Annotated in this window: 19 protein-coding genes and 1 pseudogene; 6 read left to right on the top strand and 14 right to left on the bottom strand. The window is 75.2% G+C overall.

Annotation, left to right across the window (positions count from 1 at the left end; all coding sequences use genetic code 11):
* Positions 1-372: pseudogene (locus ACYVJ4_RS07550) on the bottom strand (AAA family ATPase); the annotation flags it as partial.
* Positions 369-1103, bottom strand: coding sequence for a CpaB family protein (locus ACYVJ4_RS07545; protein WP_460459501.1), 735 nt, complete (start codon positions 1101-1103; stop codon positions 369-371). The gene ACYVJ4_RS07545 and the pseudogene ACYVJ4_RS07550, both read right to left, overlap by 4 nt.
* Positions 1104-1244: 141 nt before the next feature.
* On the opposite strand from ACYVJ4_RS07545, the gene ACYVJ4_RS07540 reads away from it, so the two are divergent.
* Entirely contained in the window at positions 1245-1481 is a 237-nt protein-coding gene (locus ACYVJ4_RS07540; RefSeq protein WP_460459500.1) for a helix-turn-helix transcriptional regulator, read from the top strand.
* A 3-nt stretch (positions 1482-1484) separates the two neighbouring features.
* On the opposite strand, the gene ACYVJ4_RS07535 is transcribed toward ACYVJ4_RS07540, so the two are convergent.
* Entirely contained in the window at positions 1485-2051 is a 567-nt protein-coding gene (locus ACYVJ4_RS07535) for a hypothetical protein (RefSeq protein WP_460459499.1), read from the bottom strand.
* A gap of 125 nt (positions 2052-2176) precedes the next feature.
* On the opposite strand from ACYVJ4_RS07535, the gene ACYVJ4_RS07530 reads away from it, so the two are divergent.
* Both ACYVJ4_RS07530 and ACYVJ4_RS07525 read left to right on the top strand, forming a co-directional pair.
* Positions 2177-2872, top strand: a complete 696-nt coding sequence (locus ACYVJ4_RS07530; RefSeq protein WP_460459498.1) for a LysM peptidoglycan-binding domain-containing protein — start codon at positions 2177-2179, stop codon at positions 2870-2872.
* Positions 2869-3423, top strand: a complete 555-nt coding sequence (locus tag ACYVJ4_RS07525; protein WP_460459497.1) for an Rv3235 family protein — start codon at positions 2869-2871, stop codon at positions 3421-3423. Before ACYVJ4_RS07530 ends, ACYVJ4_RS07525 begins: the two co-directional genes overlap by 4 nt.
* 6 nt (positions 3424-3429) lie before the next feature.
* Here ACYVJ4_RS07525 and secA read toward each other — a convergent pair whose 3' ends face one another.
* Positions 3430-6207 carry a preprotein translocase subunit SecA gene (secA, locus tag ACYVJ4_RS07520; protein WP_460459496.1) on the bottom strand — a complete coding sequence of 926 codons (2778 nt, stop codon included), beginning with the start codon at positions 6205-6207 and terminating at the stop codon, positions 3430-3432.
* 145 nt (positions 6208-6352) lie between these two features.
* On the opposite strand from secA, the gene ACYVJ4_RS07515 reads away from it, so the two are divergent.
* Positions 6353-6970 carry a GNAT family N-acetyltransferase gene (locus ACYVJ4_RS07515; protein ID WP_460459495.1) on the top strand — a complete coding sequence of 206 codons (618 nt, stop codon included), beginning with the start codon at positions 6353-6355 and terminating at the stop codon, positions 6968-6970.
* On the opposite strand, the gene ACYVJ4_RS07510 is transcribed toward ACYVJ4_RS07515, so the two are convergent.
* Complete coding sequence (locus ACYVJ4_RS07510) at positions 6967-7266, bottom strand: GNAT family N-acetyltransferase (RefSeq protein ID WP_460459494.1); 300 nt, start codon at positions 7264-7266, stop codon at positions 6967-6969. The genes ACYVJ4_RS07515 and ACYVJ4_RS07510 overlap by 4 nt on opposite strands.
* 55 nt (positions 7267-7321) lie before the next feature.
* Between ACYVJ4_RS07510 and ACYVJ4_RS07505 the strand changes: the two genes are divergently transcribed.
* Positions 7322-8476, top strand: coding sequence for a GNAT family N-acetyltransferase (locus tag ACYVJ4_RS07505; RefSeq protein WP_460459493.1), 1155 nt, complete (start codon positions 7322-7324; stop codon positions 8474-8476).
* A 19-nt stretch (positions 8477-8495) separates the two neighbouring features.
* Here the strand turns inward: ACYVJ4_RS07505 and ACYVJ4_RS07500 are convergent, their stop codons facing one another.
* Positions 8496-8750 carry a hypothetical protein gene (locus ACYVJ4_RS07500; RefSeq protein ID WP_460459492.1) on the bottom strand — a complete coding sequence of 85 codons (255 nt, stop codon included), beginning with the start codon at positions 8748-8750 and terminating at the stop codon, positions 8496-8498.
* Positions 8751-8836: 86 nt separating this feature from the next.
* Between ACYVJ4_RS07500 and ACYVJ4_RS07495 the strand changes: the two genes are divergently transcribed.
* Complete coding sequence (locus ACYVJ4_RS07495; protein WP_460459491.1) at positions 8837-9811, top strand: GlxA family transcriptional regulator; 975 nt, start codon at positions 8837-8839, stop codon at positions 9809-9811.
* Here the strand turns inward: ACYVJ4_RS07495 and ACYVJ4_RS07490 are convergent.
* The 8 genes from ACYVJ4_RS07490 to ACYVJ4_RS07455 all read right to left on the bottom strand — a co-directional run.
* Positions 9808-11358 carry a DUF4153 domain-containing protein gene (locus ACYVJ4_RS07490; protein ID WP_460459490.1) on the bottom strand — a complete coding sequence of 517 codons (1551 nt, stop codon included), beginning with the start codon at positions 11356-11358 and terminating at the stop codon, positions 9808-9810. The genes ACYVJ4_RS07495 and ACYVJ4_RS07490 overlap by 4 nt on opposite strands.
* Before the next feature lie 95 nt (positions 11359-11453).
* Positions 11454-12896: an MFS transporter gene (locus ACYVJ4_RS07485; protein ID WP_460459489.1), complete on the bottom strand. Its 1443-nt coding sequence runs from the start codon at positions 12894-12896 to the stop codon at positions 11454-11456.
* 28 nt (positions 12897-12924) lie between these two features.
* Positions 12925-14193 carry a winged helix-turn-helix domain-containing protein gene (locus tag ACYVJ4_RS07480; RefSeq protein ID WP_460459488.1) on the bottom strand — a complete coding sequence of 423 codons (1269 nt, stop codon included), beginning with the start codon at positions 14191-14193 and terminating at the stop codon, positions 12925-12927.
* A 1-nt stretch (position 14194) separates the two neighbouring features.
* Entirely contained in the window at positions 14195-14731 is a 537-nt protein-coding gene (locus tag ACYVJ4_RS07475; RefSeq protein ID WP_460459487.1) for a DinB family protein, read from the bottom strand.
* 62 nt (positions 14732-14793) lie between these two features.
* Complete coding sequence (locus tag ACYVJ4_RS07470; RefSeq protein WP_460459486.1) at positions 14794-15642, bottom strand: DUF3626 domain-containing protein; 849 nt, start codon at positions 15640-15642, stop codon at positions 14794-14796.
* Between the two features lie 4 nt (positions 15643-15646).
* Positions 15647-16318, bottom strand: coding sequence for a response regulator (locus tag ACYVJ4_RS07465; protein WP_460459485.1), 672 nt, complete (start codon positions 16316-16318; stop codon positions 15647-15649).
* Positions 16319-16382: 64 nt separating this feature from the next.
* Positions 16383-17045 carry a ribosome hibernation-promoting factor, HPF/YfiA family gene (hpf, locus tag ACYVJ4_RS07460; protein WP_460459484.1) on the bottom strand — a complete coding sequence of 221 codons (663 nt, stop codon included), beginning with the start codon at positions 17043-17045 and terminating at the stop codon, positions 16383-16385.
* 267 nt (positions 17046-17312) lie between these two features.
* On the bottom strand, positions 17313-17608 hold a 296-nt coding region (locus ACYVJ4_RS07455), incomplete at its 5' end, for a ComF family protein (RefSeq protein WP_460459483.1).

The raw sequence follows: 17608 nt of genomic DNA, 5'->3' as shown, positions 1-17608 counted from the left end.
GGCCCCGACCAGCACCCCGGCGTGCCGGGCCGCGAGCACCGCCGCGACCACGTCGGACGTCGGGGCGTCGTCCGGCAGCACCGCGAGTCCCCAGCGGGCGAGCCGGCCGTCCGCGACGTCGTCCGGCGCGACCAGGGCGACGACGGCGCACCCGTTGCCGCGCAGCCGGTCCAGGACGTCGGCGTCCAGCGCGCGCAGGTCGGCGGAGACCAGCGCGACCTGCGCCAGCCCGGCGGCCGTCGTCGCCACGAGGTCGGCCACGTCGGCGCACCGGCGCACCACCTCGACCTCGCGGCGCGTCCCCAGGCCGGCCACCAGCGGCCCCTCGCACGCGCCGCTGACGGCGGTGACGACCCGGACCGGCGCGCTCACGAACCGGTCCCCGCGAGGGTGGCGGGCACCGGCACGAGCGTCACGCGCGCCTCGTTGTCGACCGCCTCGACGACCACGGGCACCAGGTCGGGCGTCAGCAGCAGGCGGACCGCCGACGTCGTCGTGCCGCCCAGCGCGCCGTGCGTGGCGGTCAGCGCCGAGACCTGGGCGCCGGCGGCCACCAGCCGCGGCCGCTCGAACGCGTCCTGCCGGTCGTCGCTGCGGTCGGCCACCCAGACGTCGACCAGCGCACCGGGCTGGAGGCCGTCGGCGGCCTCGGGTGACACCGGGACCGCCACCGGCCGCAGGTCGACCTGGTCGCGCGGTCCGACGGCGGCGCGGGGCAGCAGCTCGCCCGCACCGACGTAGCGCAGCACCACCTGGCCGGCCGCGAGGTCGCCGGTCGCCGGCAGGTAGGTCTCGTCACCACCCGCGACCCGCACGTCGCGCACCACGAGGTCGGCGCTGGTCACCTGCTCGCCGGGGGTCAGCGCGCGCCGGGCCGCCCAGACCGGTCGGGTGTCGTCGGCGTGCTGGACGACGAGGGCGACGAGCACGACCGAGGCGAGCACGAGCGCGAGCCCGACGACCAGCCGCGGGTCGCGCCAGGACGGCCGGCGCAGCCGCCGCGCCACCGGTGCGGGCAGGCCGCCGGGAGCCTGCGCGCGGTGCCCCGCACGGCTCGAGCTGGTGGTGCTGGTGGCTGGCGCGGGCAGCGTCGGCGCAGGCATGCGGTCCCCCCGAGGAACGTCGTGCACGGGTCTCGTGCGGAGCACACTCTGGCGCAAAACGGACGCGGGTGCGACACCCTGTCCACAGGCCCGGCGCGGTGCGGCCGGGGTCCCCAGGCCGCCGGTGGAATACTCGACGCCATGCCGCCCCGGTTCCTGACGCTGCCCGACGTCGCGGAGCAGCTGAACGTCTCGGCCGCCCAGGCGTACGCGCTCGTGCGCTCGGGCGACCTGCCGGCCATCAAGATCGGCGGGCGCGGGCAGTGGCGGGTCGAGGCGAGCGAGCTCGAGGCCTACATCCAGCGCATGTACGAGCAGACCCGCGCGTTCGTCGACGCCCACCCGCGCGGCGCCGCGGACGACGACGCCACGGTCTGACCCTCAGCCCAGGGACGACGTCCCGGGCGCCGGCTGCAGGCTGGCGAGCGCGGCGAAGGGCACGGTGCGCACCGCGGTCACCGAAGCGGCGCGGCGCGGCTCGTCCGGGGCGTGCTCGGCGAAGTCGAGGTGGTCGGCGCCCACGGCGTCGACGGTGCCGCTGAGCACCGCGCCGTCCCGCAGGTCGGCGCGCACCGGGCTCCGGTCGCGGGCCACCGCGCGGAGCACGGCGGCCAGCGAGTGGCGCCGCACCACCCCGTCGCGGCCAGTCGTGGCGGCGACCGGACCGAGGCCCGTCAGCCCCTGGACGGCGCCGGCTGGGACGAGCACCAGCTCGGGCGTCGTGAGCAGCAGCCACTCCTGCGCGACGTCGCGCACCGCGCCGGCGAGCCGACGACCGCCGGCCAGGTGCACGGCCAGCGGCTGGTCACGCCACGCCACCAGCCGGTCGGCCAGCTCGACGCGCGCCCGTTCAGCTCGCGTGCGCTCGGCCACCTCGTCGGCGAGATCGGCGCGGTCCTGCGCCGCCAGCTGCGCCTCGAGGTCGTCGAACAGCCGCTCCCACCGCACGCGCGCAGGCTAGCCGCGCCCCGTCGTCCACAGGTGGTGGGGCTCCTCTTGACGCGGAGCCGTCGATGCCGGCAGGCTCCATATGCAAGCAAACGCAGGCAAACGACATCAAGCAGGGGGCTGCGATGGGACGTCGATGGGTACCGGTGCTGCTCGGGGAGGGCGCTGCCGCACCGCGGCAGCTGCCCGAGGTCCTGACCGGCGTGGCGGTCGTGCTGCTCGCGCTGCTGGTCGTCCGGCTGGTGCTGGTCGGGTTGCTGGTGCTGGTCGCGCGGGTCGGCCCGGCGGTCGGTTCGCGCCGCACGGCGCGGTGGGCGGTGCGGCTCAGCCCGCGCTCGCTACGACCGGTCGTGGTGCTCTGCCTCGGCGCGGCCCTGGGGATCGGCACCGCGACGGCCGCCGGAGCGGCACCTCACCCGGCGGCGAGCGCGCGGCACCTCCCGGACGCCGGGTGGACCGGTGCCGCCGCCCGTCCCCCCGAGCGTCCGTCGGCAGCGCTGCCGTCGGCGCCCTCGCTGCCGTCGTTGCCGCCCGCCGGCTGGGTGGCGAGCGCGCCGAACCGCGGCCCCGCCGCCCCCGACCTGGTGACCTCCGACGGCCGCCGTCACGTCGAGGCGGACCGGGCGGACGACGTGGTCGTGCGACGCGGCGACACGTTGTGGTCCCTGGCCGCCCGGCAGCTGGGGCCGGGCGCCACCGACGCCCAGGTCGCCGCGCAGTGGCCGCGCTGGTGGCACGCCAACCGCGACCGCGTCGGTGCCGATCCCGACCGGTTGCTGCCCGGCACGCGCCTCGTCGCGCCCGGTGGAGCCCCGCGATGAGCGCCGTCGCCCACGAGCCCGCGCTGCGCCAGCTCCCGGTGCCGTGCCTGACGCCGCCCGTCGAGCTGGTGCCGGACGACGGCACCTGGCTGCCGTCCGCCCCGGGGCCGGCCGACGAGGCGGCCGCGGCACCGGTGCAGGGCACGCTGCAGCTGGTGCTCGGCGGAGCGGCCGCGGGCGACGGCGAGGACGACTTCGGCCCGGTGCCCACGGGCCGGGCCGAGCTGCCCGACCCGCAGCGGTGGAGCCACCGGCTGGTGCAGGTCCTCGTCGAGGTCATGGGCGGGCACCGTCCGGCGACCCAGCTGCTGCGGTGGACGACGCCCGAGGTCTACGAGCGCGTGCGCGCGCTCACCCTGCCGCGACCGCGGCCGGGCGCACGGCCCGGCACCCGCCGTCCGGTGGTGCGCAGCGTGCGGGTGTGCGAGCCGGCCGACGGCGTGGCCGAGGTCGGCGCGGTGGTGCTCGGCACGCACCGCGCGCACGCCCTGGCCGTACGGCTCGAGGGCCGCGACGGCCGGTGGCGCGTCACAGCCCTCGAGTGCGGCTGACCAGCGTCAGGCCAGGCCGGCCCCGTGGCAGCGCTTGTACTTCTTGCCGGACCCGCACGGGCACAGCGCGTTCTTGGGGGTGCCGGGGAACTCGACGTCCTGCGTCGCGGCGGCTGCTCCCGCCTCGCTGTCGCGCACCTCGACGCCGCCCTCGCCGTCCACCGACGGCGCGGAGTACTGCAGGTGCGACGGGCGCTGCGGCTCGCCCAGCCCCTTGGCCACGATGTGCGGGTGGTCGTCCTGCGGGGCGGCGGACTCGTCGTCCTGCACGGCCGCCGGCTCGCCCTCCTCGACCTGCACCTCGAGGTTGAACAGGTAGCCGACCGACTCCTCCTTGATCGCCTCGTTCATGGCGTTGAACAGCAGGAAGCCCTCGCGCTGGTACTCCACGAGCGGGTCGCGCTGGGCCATGGCGCGCAGGCCGATGCCCTCCTGCAGGTAGTCCATCTCGTAGAGGTGCTCGCGCCACTTGCGGTCGAGCACGCTCAGCACCACGCGGCGCTCGAGCTCGCGCATGACCTCGCCGCCCAGGGCCTTCTCGCGGTTGTCGTAGGCGACCTGCGCGTCCGAGACCAGCTCGGCGTGCAGCATGTCGGCGGTCAGCCCCTGCCGGCCGCCGGCCTCCTCGAGCAGCTCGTCGATCGTGAGGCCCACGGGGTACAGCGAGCGCAGCGCGGTCCACAGCTGCTCGAGGTCCCACTCCTCGGCGAAGCCGTCGGCGGTCGCCTCGGTGACGTAGCCGCCGACCACGTCGTCGACGAACAGCCGCAGCTGCTCGTGCAGGTCCTCGCCGTGCAGCACCCGGCGGCGCTCCTCGTAGATGACCTCGCGCTGGCGGTTCAGGACGTCGTCGTACTTCAGGACGTTCTTGCGGATCTCGAAGTTCTGGCCCTCGACCTGGCTCTGCGCCGAGGCGATCGAGCGGGAGACCATCTTGGACTCGATCGGGGTGTCGTCCCCGATGCCGGACGTCGACATCACGCGGTCGACCAGGCCGGCGTTGAACAGCCGCATCAGGTCGTCCTGCAGCGAGAGGTAGAAGCGGCTCTCGCCCGGGTCGCCCTGGCGGCCGGAGCGACCGCGCAGCTGGTTGTCGATGCGGCGCGACTCGTGGCGCTCGGTGCCGAGCACGTACAGGCCGCCGAGCTCGGTGACCTCGTCGTGCTCGCGGGCGACGGCCTTCTGCGCGTCCTCGAGCGCCGACGGCCAGGCCGCCTCGTACTCCTCGGGCGTCTCGGCCGGGTCCAGGCCCTTCTGCTTCAGCGCGGCGACGGCCATGAACTCGGCGTTGCCGCCGAGCATGATGTCGGTGCCGCGGCCCGCCATGTTGGTGGCGACCGTCACGGCGCCCTTGCGGCCGGCCTGCGCGACGATCGCGGCCTCGCGCTCGTGGTGCTTGGCGTTGAGCACCTCGTGCGAGATGCCGCGGCGGCGCAGCTGCTGGGAGAGGTACTCGCTCTTCTCGACGCTGGTGGTGCCGACCAGCACCGGCTGGCCCTCGGCGTGCCGCTCGGCGATGTCGTCGACGACGGCGCTGAACTTGGCCTCCTCGGTGCGGTACACGAGGTCGGACTGGTCCTTGCGCACCATCGGCCGGTTCGTCGGGATCTCGATGACGCCCAGCTTGTAGATCTGGTTGAACTCGGCCGCCTCCGTCATGGCCGTGCCGGTCATGCCGCCGAGCTTGTCGTACATGCGGAAGTAGTTCTGCAGGGTGATGGTGGCCAGCGTCTGGTTCTCGTTCTGGATCTCCACCCCCTCCTTGGCCTCGATGGCCTGGTGCATGCCCTCGTTGTAGCGGCGGCCGGCCAGGATGCGCCCCGTGTGCTCGTCGACGATCAGCACCTCGCCATTCATGACGACGTAGTCCTTGTCGAGCTTGAACAGCTCCTTGGCCCGCACCGCGTTGTTGAGGTAGCCGACCAGCGGGGTGTGGGCGCTCTCGTACAGGTTGTCGATGCCCAGGTAGTCCTCGACCCGGTCGATGCCGGACTCCAGGACGCCGACCGTGCGCTTCTTCTCGTCGACCTCGTAGTCGCGGTCGCGCTGCAGCCGCTGCACGACGCGCGCGAACTCGACGTACCACTTGGTCGGCTGGTCCGCCGGGCCGCTGATGATGAGCGGCGTGCGGGCCTCGTCCACCAGGATCGAGTCGACCTCGTCGACGATCGCGAAGTTGTGGCCGCGCTGCACGAGCTCGTCGGCGCTCCAGGCCATGTTGTCGCGCAGGTAGTCGAAGCCGAACTCGTTGTTGGTGCCGTAGGTGATGTCGCAGGCGTACATCTCGCGCCGCTGCGCGGGGTTCATCGACGACAGGATGCAGCCGGCGCTCAGGCCGAGGAACCGGTGCACGCGGCCCATGAGGTCGCTCTGGTACTCGGCGAGGTAGTCGTTGACCGTGACGACGTGCACGCCCTTGCCCGACAGCGCGTTGAGGTAGGCCGGCGCGGTGGCGACCAGGGTCTTGCCCTCACCGGTGCGCATCTCGGCGATGTTGCCGAGGTGCAGGGCCGCGCCCCCCATGAGCTGGACGTCGAAGTGGCGCTGGCCGAGGGTGCGCCGCGAGGCCTCGCGCACCGTGGCGAAGGCCTCCGGCAGCAGGTCGTCGAGGGACTCGCCGTCCGCGATGCGGGCCTTGAAGCGGTCGGTCTCCTCGCGCAGCTCGGCGTCGCTGAGCCGGGCGAAGTCGTCCTCGAGCGCGTTCACCTGGGTGGCCAGCCCGACCAGCTTCTTGACCTGCCGCTTCTCGCCCGCCCGCAGCATCTTCTCGACGATCTTCGGCACGCCATGTCTCCTGTGTGGTCGGGTCCTGCGCGCAGCCGTCGGCCCGGGGCCACGGCGCAGCACCGGCCCGCAGCACGCGGGCCGCGTCCATCGTACGCACCGCACCCGCGCCGACCGGACCCTGGCGCTCGGACATACTGCCCCCATGGACGAACCGCCGCCGCCGACCGTTCCCGCGACCGGGCGGTGGCCGCAGGAGGGCCTGCGCGTCGGCGACCTGCTGGTGCGGGTGTGGCGACCGGACGACGTCCCGCAGCTGGTCGCGCTGCTGTCCGACGAGCAGATGCGCCGGTGGTCGCCGACGGTCACCCTGCCGGACGAGCAGAACTGCGCCGAGCGGGTGCGCGCCGCCATGGAGGGCGAGCGTCAGGGCCGGCCGACGTCGTTCGCCGTCGTCGAGGCCGACCACCCCGAGCAGGTGCTGGGCAGCTTCGACTGGCGCGACGTGCACCCGCCGGGCTTCTCGGTGCTGGACGTCGGCTACGGCGTCGCCGCCGCCGCGCGCGGTCGGGGCGTGGCCGGCTCGGTGCTGCGGGCCGTCACCGACTGGCTGCTGGACCCCGACAGCGGCGACGTCGAGCGGGTGCAGCTCGACCACTCGGTCGAGAACGCGCCGTCCTGCCGCACCGCCCTGCGCGCGGGCTTCCCGGTCGAGGGCCGGCGCGACCGCTACCTGCCGCTGCGCGAGCACGCCGACGCCCCCGTCGTCCGGCACGACGTGTGCCTGCACGGGCGGGTCCGCGAGGACTCCCCCGGGTCCTAGCCGGCCGGCGGCCGCACCAGGTCCTGGTAGTCGGGGTGGCGCTGCAGCCAGGCGGCCACGAACGGGCACAGCGGGCGCACCCGCAGCCCACGCTCGCGGACGTCGTCCAGCGCCGCTCGCACCAGGGTCGACCCGACGCCCTGGCCCTCGTAGGCGTCGTCGACCTCGGTGTGCGTGAAGGTCACGGTCGCGCCGTCGCTGCGGTAGGCCGCGAAGCCCGCCTCGGCCCCGCCGACGGTCGCGACGTAGCGGTGGCGGTCGGGGTCGTCGTGCACCTCGGTCGTGGGGGACGTCATGAGGCCATCCTGAACGGCGTTGCGGCGCACCGCGACCGCGCGCCAGGCTGGGGCCGTGCAGGCGCCCACGCTGACCGACGGGGAGGACCCCGACCGCATCACCCTGCGACCGCACGGGCCGGACGACGTCGACGCCGTGCGCGCGCTGTGGTCCGACGAGCAGGTGCGCCGCTGGGCCCGCGTGCCGTTCGGGCCCGAGCGCGAGCACGCCGAGCGGTTCGTCGCCGAGCGGGCCGAGGCGTGGGACGCCGACCGCAGCTGGACGCTCGCCGTCGAGGCGGTCGACGACGCCGGGCAGGCCCGCTTCGCCGGGCAGGTGCAGCTGCGACCGCTCGGCGGCGGCGGGGCCGAGCTCGGCTACGCGCTCGCCCCGTGGGCGCGCGGCCGCGGCGTGGTGTCGCGCGCCGTGCGCCTGCTGCTGGACTGGGGCTTCACCGACGCGGCCGACGGCGGGGGCGGGCTGGACGTCGTCCAGTGGTGGTCGCAGGTCGGCAACTGGGGCGCCCGCCGCGTGGCGTGGGCGTGCGGCATCCGGGTCGAGGGCGCGGTGCGCGGCTACGCCGAGCACGAGGGCGCCCGCCACGACGCCTGGGTCGGGTCGGTCGTGCGCGGCGACGACCTGGCGCCGACCGGGCCGTGGCTCGAGGCCGTGCCGATCACGGGGCACCAGGTCGTGCTGCGCCCCTGGCGCGAGGACGACGCCGCGCGGGTGGCCGAGGCGTGCTCCGACCCGGTGACCCAGCACTGGCTCCCGGGGCTGCCCACGCCGTACACGCTGGCCGACGCGCAGTGGTACCTGCGCTCGCGCGAGGAGGAGCACGCCCGCGCCAACGGGATCTACTGGTGCGTCGCCGACCCGGACGACGACCGCTGCCTCGGGGCGGTCTCGGTCATGGAGCTGCAGGGCCAGCTGGTCGAGCCGGAGGTCGGCTACTGGATGCACCCGGCCGAGCGCGGCCGCGGCGTCATGACGGAGGCGGCCCGGCTCGTCGTCCGGCACGTCGTGCTCCCGGTCGAGGACGGCGGGCTCGGGTACGACCGCGTCGTGCTGCGTGCGGCCGAGGGCAACGCGGCCTCGCGGGCGATCGCGGCGGCCGCCGGGATGCGTGAGATCGGGCGGGCCCGGCGGCTCGACCGCCTGGGCAACGGCACGCGGGAGGACCTCGTCCTGCACGAGGTGCTCGCGGACGAGGTCCAGCCGCTGGGGTGAGCCGCGCGGCTCGGGCGGGTCACGCGGCGCGCGGTGCGCCGACCGGGCGGTGCGGGCGCGCCACCGGACGGACGGCCCGACGGCGGGCCGGGTGGGAGATCGCGGCGACGGACGTGTCGGCGGCGACGCGCTCGGCGTCGCGGTCGAGCGCGCGGTCGGCGCCGAGCGGTGCGCCCCACGGCGTGGCTGCGCCGCGGGTGTGGTTGACCTCGAGCCGGCGCACGACCAGGGCGAGGAGAGCGGTGAGGACCAGGGCCATCAGCACGGTGTTCATGGCAGTAATTCTGCGCTCAGCAGATTCCTGCCAACAGTGGCAGAGAAGCCGTTGTGCAACAAGTTCCTGCCAACTACAGTGAGGGCGTGATCCGCACCGTCGCCGTCGTCCTGGTCGAGGGCGCTGCCGTGTTCGAGTTCGGGGTGCTGTGCGAGGTGTTCGGCATCGACCGCACCGAGGACGGCGTGCCCGCGTTCGAGTTCCGCGTGTGCGCCGAGCGTCCCGGCGAGCCGCTGCAGACCGGCGTCGGCGTGCAGGTCGTGCCCGACCACGGGCTCGACGGCCTGCGCGGCGCCGACCTGGTCGCGGTTCCCGCGGCGACCATCCGCGACGAGTACCCGCCCGCGGTGCTCGACGCCCTGCGGCAGGCGTCGGACGACGGCGCGATCCTGCTCTCGGTCTGCAGCGGGGCGTTCCTGCTCGGCGCCGCCGGCCTGCTCGACGACCGCCGCTGCACCACCCACTGGCGGCACGTGAGCGACCTGTCGGCCCGCTTCCCCACCGCCCAGGTCGACCCCGACGTCCTGTTCGTCGACGACGGCGACCTGGTCACCAGCGCCGGCACGGCGGCCGGCATCGACGCCTGCCTGCACCTGGTGCGCCGCGAGGTCGGCGCCGGGCCGGCTACCGCGATCGCGCGCCGCATGGTCGTGGCGCCGCAGCGCGACGGCGGCCAACGGCAGTTCATCGAGCAGCCGGTGCCGGTCGACGCCGAGAGCCTGCAGCCGCTGCTGGACGAGGTGCTCGACCGGCTCGGCGACGACCACACCGTCACGACGCTGGCGCGCCGCGCCCGGATGTCGGACCGCACCTTCGCCCGGCGCTTCGTCTCCGAGACGGGCACCACGCCGCACCGCTGGCTCACGACCCAGCGCGTGCTGCTGGCCCGTCGGCTGCTCGAGGACTCGAGCCTGGGCGTCGACGAGATCGCCGACCGCTGCGGGTTCGGCTCGGCCGCCCTGCTGCGCCACCACTTCCGCAAGGTGGTGGGGCTGGCCCCCGCCGACTACCGCCGCTCGTTCTGCCGCCGGCCGCCCGAGGCCGAGGGCCGGCCGGCCTAGGGCCCGACGTACCGCGCGGCCCCGAGCGCGGCGCAGGGCGTCAGGCCCTCGACCACCGGCTGACGGCGCACCGCGTCGGCGGCCCGGGCCCGGCCCCAGCTCCAGTCGGCGAAGCCGTGCGGCCCCGTGGTCGTCGCGCCGGCCAGCAGGCACGAGCGCAGCGGTTCGTCGAGCGCGGCCATCGCCGGCACCGCGTCGGCCGAGAGCTGCTGCAGGTAGACCAGGTCGAGGTCGGCCAGCGGCTGGGCAGCCACGTTGTGCCGCACCACCTGGGCGTCCGGGTTGACCAGCGCGAGCGCCAGCGCGGCCAGCCCCACCACCTGCACCAGCGCGCGCGGCAGCCAGCCCGCGCGCCACCGGACGCCGGCCGCGACCACGAGCAGCAGCACGACGCCGAGCGCCACCTCGCTGACCACGACGAGCAACCGCAGCCGGGTCAGCCCGAAGGCCTCGACGTAGAGGTCGACGCGGCGCAGCGCGGAGGCGACCACGCCCAGGGTGCCGACGCAGAGCGCCCCGAGGGCGAGCTGCGCGACCAACCGGTCGTGCGCTCCCCCGCGCGGGGCCCGACGCGCGGCCACCGCCACCACCACGAGCGTCAGCGCGGTGGCCGCCACCAGCTGGACGAAGCCGTGCCGGGTGTACTGCGCGTAGGTCAGGCCGTGCGCCTCGAGCACGTGCCGGTGCCCGCCGAGCAGGGCCGAGACCTGGACGCCGACGAACGCGAGCACCATCAGGTCGAGCGAGAGCACCGGGAGCAGCCACTCGACCCGGCGGGCCGGTCGCGGCGCGGGCAGGTCGACGTCCGACCACGGCGCGCCGGCCAGCGCGAGGTGCGCCGAGGCCGCGCAGGCCACCGCCACCAGGACGCCGACGACGACCCGCACCGGCAGCAGGCCGACGTCCGGGCTCGGCAGGAAGCTGGCGAACACGGTGTCGGCGCTGGCGAACAGCAGGCCGAAGACCAGCAGCAGCGCAGCGCTGATCGCGACGCTGCGCAGCAGGCCGAGCACCCGGTCGCGCCGGGTGCCGATGCTCGCACCGACGCCGCGCCCGAGCCAGGGGACGGCTCGCGCGCACCCGGCCAGCCAGCCCCACACGCCCAGGGCGACGGCCGGGGCCGAGCGGGCCGACGTCGCCGCCGCCGCGCCGGTCAGCGCGGCCGCCGCCAGGCACAGGCCGACCACCCAGCCGGCGTCCCGCAGCGCCAGCACCCCGACCAGCGCCACCGACAGCGCCACGGTCGCGAGGTCGCCGAACGCCCTGCGCCGCAGCAGCACCGGCACGGCAGCCGACCACAGCAGCAGGCCGACGACGGCGCCGGCGGCCGCGGGACGCCGTCCGACCAGCAGCACCGCGGCCACGACGCCCACCGCGGCGCAGACCCAGACCGTGCGCGCCGGGGCCGGCTCGCGCTGCGCAGCCCAGAACCGTTGCAGCGCAGGGAAGAGCGGGGGCGGCGCGACGGCTGGACGGTGCGGCGACGCGTAGGGCGACGGGTGGACGGCGGCAGCGGCGGGGTCCGGGACAGGACCGTCGGAGGTCATGCGCGTCACGCTAGGGACGGCGCGCCCGGGACGACGGCGGGCGCCGCGGAGGTCCGGTGGAGAAGCCGGGTGGCCGGTGAAGAAACCGCGTGGGCTCAGACCGGTGCGGGCTCCGGGGCAGGTCGCTGCGGCTCGGGAGCTGCCGCCGGGGCGGCCGCGCGAGGTCGCGGGATGCCCAGCACCGCGACGGCCGCGGCGAGGCACAGGCCGCCCGCCGTCCACCAGGCCAGCTCGTACGACCCGGTCGAGGCCCGCACCGCACCGGCGAAGCTGGCCGCGATCCCGGCCCCGATCATGTGCGACGCGTACACCCAGCCGAACACGACACCCGAGCGCTCGAGCCCGAAGTGCTGGCGGCACAGCGCGATCGTCGGCGGCACGGTCGCCACCCAGTCCAGGCCGTAGAAGACGACGAACAGGAACAGGTTGGGGTGCACGCTCGGCCCGAGCAGCGCCGGGACGACGAGCAGCGAGAGCCCGCGCAGCGCGTAGTACGCGACCAGCAGCCACCGGGCGTCGACGCGGTCGGTGAGCCAGCCCGAGGCGACGGTGCCGACGATGTCGAACACGCCGATCAGGGCGAGCAGGCTGGCCGCCGTGGTCACCGGCATGCCGTGGTCGTGCGCCGCCGGCACGAAGTGGGTGCCGATCAGGCCGTTGGTCGACCAGCCGCAGATGAAGAAGGTGGCCGCGAGCACCCAGAAGGTGCCCGAGCGCGAGGACTGCCGCAGCGTCGTGATCACCACCCGGGCCGGCGACTGCGGTCGGGTCGGCACGGGGGCGCCCTCCAGCGCCCCGTCGGCGTTCCCCCCGCTCCCGTCGTCGGTGGTGAGGTCACCGGGCGACGCACCGGACGACTCACCGGACGACGCACGCGTCGGCTCGCCGAAGGCGGTCGTGCCCACGTCGGCCGGCCGGTCGGCGAGCAGCAGCAGCACCAGCGGCACGAGCAGCACCGCGACCGTGGCGACCAGCCCGGCCGCCCAGCGCCAGCCGAGGTGCACCGACAGCTGCGCGATGAGCGGCAGGAACACCAGCTGCCCGGTCGCGGACGCGGCCGAGAACAGCCCGGTGACCAGCCCGCGGTGCCGCACGAACCACCGGTTGGCCACGATCGCCCCGAGCACCAGCGCCATCGCCCCGGTGCCGAGCCCCACGGCCAGTCCCCAGAGCGCGACCAGCTGCCACGGCGCGGTCATCAGCGTGGTGAGTCCCGAGCCGACCGCGACGAGCAGCAGCGAGCAGGCCACCACCCGCCGGATGCCGAAGCGCTCCATCAGCGCCGCCGCGAACGGCGCCGTCACGCCGAACACCACGAGGTTGAGCGTGACCGCCCCCGAGGTGAGCTCGCGGCTCCAGCCGAACTCCTGCTCGAGCGGCTCCATCAGCACGCCGGTGCTCGACCGGAAGCCGGCGGCGCAGATCAGCGCCCCGAACGTGACGAGCGCGACCCACCAGGCGCGGTGCACCCGGCGCCCCGACGGCGGGACGGCGGCGCGGGCGTCGGCCGGCGGACGGGTGGTGGTCACGGCGTCCATCCTCGCCGGTGGCCCGCCCCCGCGACCATCACGGGTTCTGCCAGAGACCCGCGAGAACCTGCTGCTGCACCGCCTCGGCCAGCGCCGGCGCGAGGTCGCCCGGCCCGACGACGTCGACGCGCGAGAGACCGAGCCAGCGGGCGAGGTCGGCGAGCTCGGCGGCCAGCTCGGCGGCGGTGCGCTCCGGCGCCGTCGGCTCGGCCCACGCCGCCGACACGCGCAGGACGCCGGCCCCGCCCTCGGCCTGCCGGTCGGCCTTGAGGTCGACCCGGCCGACGAGGGTGTCGCCCAGCAGGAACGGCAGGACGTAGTAGCCGTACCGGCGCTGAGGACCGGGGACGTAGATCTCGATCCGGTAGTCGAAGCCGAACAGCGCCAGCGTGCGGGCCCGCTCCCAGACCAGCGAGTCGAACGGGCTGACCAGGGCCCGTGCCTCGACGCGGCGCGGACGGCGGGCGTCGACGTGCAGGTAGCCGGGCTTGGACCAGCCCTGCACCTGCACCGGCCGCAGCTCGCCGTCGGCCACGAGCTGCTCGACCGCGACCCGGCCCTCGTCCGGCGAGAGGCGGAAGTGGTCGCGCAGGCTGTACTCGGTGGCCACGCCGAAGGCGCGCGCCGAGATGCTCACCAGCTGCCGCCGCGCCTCGTCGTCCGGCAGCTCGGGGGCGTCCCACGTGCCCGCGGGCAGCACCCGCTCGGGCAGGTCGTAGAGCCGGGCGAACTGCGCGGTGCGACCGGCCGACGTGATGCGCCCGGCCCAGAACAGCAGCTCGAGCGACTGCTTGACCACCGACCAGTTCCAGCCCCAGTGGCTGCGGTCGCGCGGGGCGTCGTGCGCGATCGCCTGCTCGAGCTCGACCGCGGTGATCGGCCCGCGCTCGCGCACCTCGGCCAGGATCGTCTCGACCAGCCCGGGGTGCTCCTGCTCGGCGCGCACCATGCCGCCCCAGGCCTCCTCGCTCGCCCGAGCCATCCGGAACCGCAGCAACGGCCAGGTCGAGGGCGGCACCAGGCTGGCGGCGTGGGCCCAGTACTCGACGAGCCGTCGCGGACGACGGTCGCGCGCCCGGTCCAGCAGCGCGGTGTCGTAGGGGCCGAGCCGGGAGTAGAAGGGCAGGTACTGGCTGCGCGCCAGCACGTTGACGCTGTCGATCTGCACGATCCCGAGCCGGTCGACCACGCGCTGGACGTGGCGGGTCGTCACCGGTCCGCTCGGGCGGGGCTCGGCAAATCCCTGGGCCGCCAGCGCGACCCGGCGGGCCGCGCCGGCGGTCAGCCGGTCGGGCGGGGCGACCACGTCAGTCGAGGAACGGCGCGAAGTCACCGGTGGCGCCGTCCAGCTGCTCGCGCAGGAAGTCGGCGTGGCCGTTGTGCCGGGCGTACTCCTCGATCATGTGGACGTAGATCCACCGGACGCTGATGATCCGCCCGGACGGCGCGCGCACCTCGTCGTCGAGCGACACCGCGGCCAGCGCCTCGCGGGAGGCCTGGCACTCGGCCACGAACGTCTCGAGGTCGGCCGCGGCGTCGGCGTCCGCGACGAGGTCGAAGTCGCCGTCCGGCCACTCGTCGGTGCAGTACAGCTCGGTGGTCTCGAGACCGGCGGCGTGGTGGCTGAACCACCACCGCTCGCAGTCGGCCAGGTGGCGCACGAGCCCGAGCAGCGTCAGCGTGGACGGCGGGTTGGACGCCGTCTTGAGCTGCTCGGCGGTCAGGCCGGCGCACTTCCAGCGCAGGGTGCGGCGGTGCTGGTCGAGCCAGTACTCGAGCAGCTCGCGCTCGGTGCCGGTGCCGAGCCGGGCGACGGCCTCCACGTCAGGTGCGGTCCACGTCATGGCGGCGATCCTGCCCGACCCCACCGACAACGTCACCCGGCGACGTCGTCCGCCCGGCCGGGTCAGGGCGCCGGCGTGCCGAACCGGGCCACGAGGTGCCAGACCTGCTTGAGCGTCTGCGGGTCGTGCCCGCCGTCGCGCGCGGCCCGGCCCACCACCCGGGCGTCCAACCAGCCGTCGACCGCCACCCGTCGTCCGAGCTCGACGGCGGCCGGCCCTCGGTAGGCCTCGTGCTGCTCGAGCTCGGGCACGCCCAGCCGCCAGCCCGGGTGCCAGCCCACCTCGACGCCCAGCCGCCGCGCCGACCGCTCCACGTCCGTGCCGCGGTAGCAGGGGTCGAGCACGACCGCCTCCACGTCCCGCTCGACCAGCACCGGGCCGTGCACCTGCGCCTCGACGTAGTCGTCGAGCCGGTCGCGCTCGTCGGCGTCGGCCACGGCGACCACGCCCGCCCGCTCCCGGGTGCCGAACGCGGTCGGCTCGAACACGCTGTCCGGGTAGCAGAACGTCGTGCGGTCCAGGACGTCGGACCGCAGCCGCAGGTGGGTCGAGCCGAAGCGCGGCGATCCTCCGTGCGGACGGCGGCGGTGGTCGAGCGACCCGTACACCGGCCGCTCGGACGCCGGCCGGTCGTCGTACGCGCCGCCGAAGATCCGGCTCTCCCACCGCCAGCGGTCGCCTCCGGGGTGCGCGGTGAGGCCGCCGTTGCTCGTGCCGGTCTCGAACTGCGAGCGGTACCGGCCGCCGTCCGCGGCCAGCTGGTCGAGCAGCAGGCACCCGGTGGCGGGGTGGGCGCGGTCGGGGTGCAGGTGCAGCGTCACCCGCAGGTCGGGCGGCAGCGGCGGGCCGGACGACCGCGCCGCCACGTGCGCGAGCGCGCGGGCCTGCGCCGGGCCGAGGCGGACCGCCACCGGCTCAGGTGAGATCGAGGATCTTCTCGCGCACCGCGTAGACGACGGCTTCCATGCGCGAGTGCAGCTGCAGCTTCTCGAGGATGTTGCGCACGTGGTTCTTCACGGTGTTCTCGCTGATGAACAGCTCCTTGGCGATGTCGCGGTTGGCCAACCCGCGCGCCACCAGCTTGAGCACCTCGAGCTCGCGCTCGGTCAGGCGCGGCACCGGCAGCTGCGGGCGCTCCTCGCTCTTCTTGATCATCGAGGCGAACTCGCTGAGCAGCTTGCTGGCCATCGACGGGCTGATCAGCGACTGCCCGCTGGCGACGGCGCGGATGCCGGCGGCGATCTCCTCGCCGGGCACGTCCTTGAGCAGGTAGCCGTTGGCGCCGGCCCGCACGGCCTCGTACAGGTCGGACTCCTCGTCCGAGATGGTGAGGATGACGATCTTGGTCGAGGGGACGACGTCCTTGATCGCGGTGCACGCCTCGATGCCCGAGCGGCGGGGCATCCGGATGTCCATCAGGACGACGTCGGGCAGCAGCTCCTCGACGCGGCGGATCGCCTCGGCGCCGTCGCTCGCCTCGCCGACGATCTCGATGCCGTCCTCGGCGCCGAGCACCATCTCCAGGCCGCGCCGGTAGAGGGCGTGGTCGTCAGCGACCAGCACCCTGATGGACTCGCCGTCGGTCACCGGACCCCCATTCACGTCGTCGGAGGCCCGGCGACCTCAGCATTCTGTCACGAGCCGGACATCCCTACCCCGTCGCGGCGTCGCTGAAGGCGGGGACGTCGCTGGTGCCGTCGTGGTCGACGTCCAGGTGCAGGACGCCGTACTCCCAGCCGCGGCGCCGGTACACGACGCTCGGGCGGTGGCTCTCGGCGTCGCAGAACAGGAAGAAGTCGTGCCCCACGAGCTCCATCTCGTACAGCGCCTGCTGCAGCGTCATCGGGACGGCGGCGTGCACCTTCTCGCGGATGTGGATCGGGCTGTCGTCGAGCTCGGACGACGCGCTGCCGTTCGCCGCGGCCGTGCCGTTGGTCTCGGGCGCCCCGACCTCGGGCAGCGGCGGCGCGAGGCGGGCCGCGGCCTGGGCCAGCGACTCGACGCCGCGGCTGCGGCGCTCGACCTTGCGGCTGTGCTGCCGGCGCAGGCGCTCGAGCAGCTTCATGTAGACGCGGTCCAGGGCGACGTAGGGGTCGTCGGCGCAGGCCTCGGCGCGGACGACCGGACCCTTCCCGACGCACGTGATCTCGACCCGCTCGCAGCTGTCACGGTCCTTGGTCGGTTCGTGCGAGATCACGACGTCCAGGCGCTGGATCCTGGGGGCGAGCTGCGGCACCTTGGCCAGCTTCTCCTCCAGGTGGCGGCGGAACCGCTCCTTGACCTCGACGTGCCGTCCGGTGACCACGATCTCCATGTGGACCTCCTCATCGACGTTCACACACCCGCGCGGGACCGCGAGGGTGGCGGACTTCGCCTGCGGCACAGGGCCTGCAGGACGAGATCAGCTCGGAGGGGTGCGAACCCGCTCAGCCGCAGCACCACCCCCTGGACGCTCCCGCGGAGCACCGGGGGCGGACGGGCCCGCGCGGCCGGGAGGCGGGGCGGGCTGCGGTCCGGGGACCCATGACCCGACCGTACGCCAGCCGGACCCCTCGCGGCAGGGCGAGGGGGTGACCAGTTCTCACCGGGCCGACCGGCGCGGCGTCGCCGCCACCGTGACGGCGCCCCGGACGACGGCCCCGCCCTCCTCCAGGGCGCGCGCCGCCTCGAGCAGGGTGGCCCCGCTGGTGAGGACGTCGTCGACCACGAGCACCTCGCGCCCGGCCAGGCGCGCCCGCCATCCCGGTGCGACCTCCAGGGCGCCGCGCAGGTTCTGCGCCCGCCGGACGACGTCCAGGCCGCTCTGCTCGGCCACGACCCGGGCGTGCCGCAGGCCGGCGAGCACGACCCGGCGCGGCCGGACGGCGAGCGCCAGCT

The organism is Angustibacter peucedani, from assembly GCF_054779595.1.
Note: the sequence above shows the minus strand (reverse complement) of the source record. Positions and strands in the feature narration are given on the sequence as shown.

Excerpts from the sequence above, each read along its gene's own strand:
- ACYVJ4_RS07545 (WP_460459501.1), bottom strand. The coding sequence starts at position 1,103 with ATGCCTGCGCCGACGCTGCCCGCGCCAGCCACCAGCACCACCAGCTCG.
- ACYVJ4_RS07540 (WP_460459500.1), top strand. The coding sequence starts at position 1,245 with ATGCCGCCCCGGTTCCTGACGCTGCCCGACGTCGCGGAGCAGCTGAAC.
- ACYVJ4_RS07530 (WP_460459498.1), top strand. The coding sequence starts at position 2,177 with ATGGGACGTCGATGGGTACCGGTGCTGCTCGGGGAGGGCGCTGCCGCA.
- ACYVJ4_RS07525 (WP_460459497.1), top strand. The coding sequence starts at position 2,869 with ATGAGCGCCGTCGCCCACGAGCCCGCGCTGCGCCAGCTCCCGGTGCCG.
- ACYVJ4_RS07515 (WP_460459495.1), top strand. The coding sequence starts at position 6,353 with ATGGACGAACCGCCGCCGCCGACCGTTCCCGCGACCGGGCGGTGGCCG.
- ACYVJ4_RS07510 (WP_460459494.1), bottom strand. The coding sequence starts at position 7,266 with ATGACGTCCCCCACGACCGAGGTGCACGACGACCCCGACCGCCACCGC.
- ACYVJ4_RS07500 (WP_460459492.1), bottom strand. The coding sequence starts at position 8,750 with ATGAACACCGTGCTGATGGCCCTGGTCCTCACCGCTCTCCTCGCCCTG.
- ACYVJ4_RS07490 (WP_460459490.1), bottom strand. The coding sequence starts at position 11,358 with ATGACCTCCGACGGTCCTGTCCCGGACCCCGCCGCTGCCGCCGTCCAC.
- ACYVJ4_RS07485 (WP_460459489.1), bottom strand. The coding sequence starts at position 12,896 with ATGGACGCCGTGACCACCACCCGTCCGCCGGCCGACGCCCGCGCCGCC.
- ACYVJ4_RS07475 (WP_460459487.1), bottom strand. The coding sequence starts at position 14,731 with ATGACGTGGACCGCACCTGACGTGGAGGCCGTCGCCCGGCTCGGCACC.
- hpf (WP_460459484.1), bottom strand. The coding sequence starts at position 17,045 with ATGGAGATCGTGGTCACCGGACGGCACGTCGAGGTCAAGGAGCGGTTC.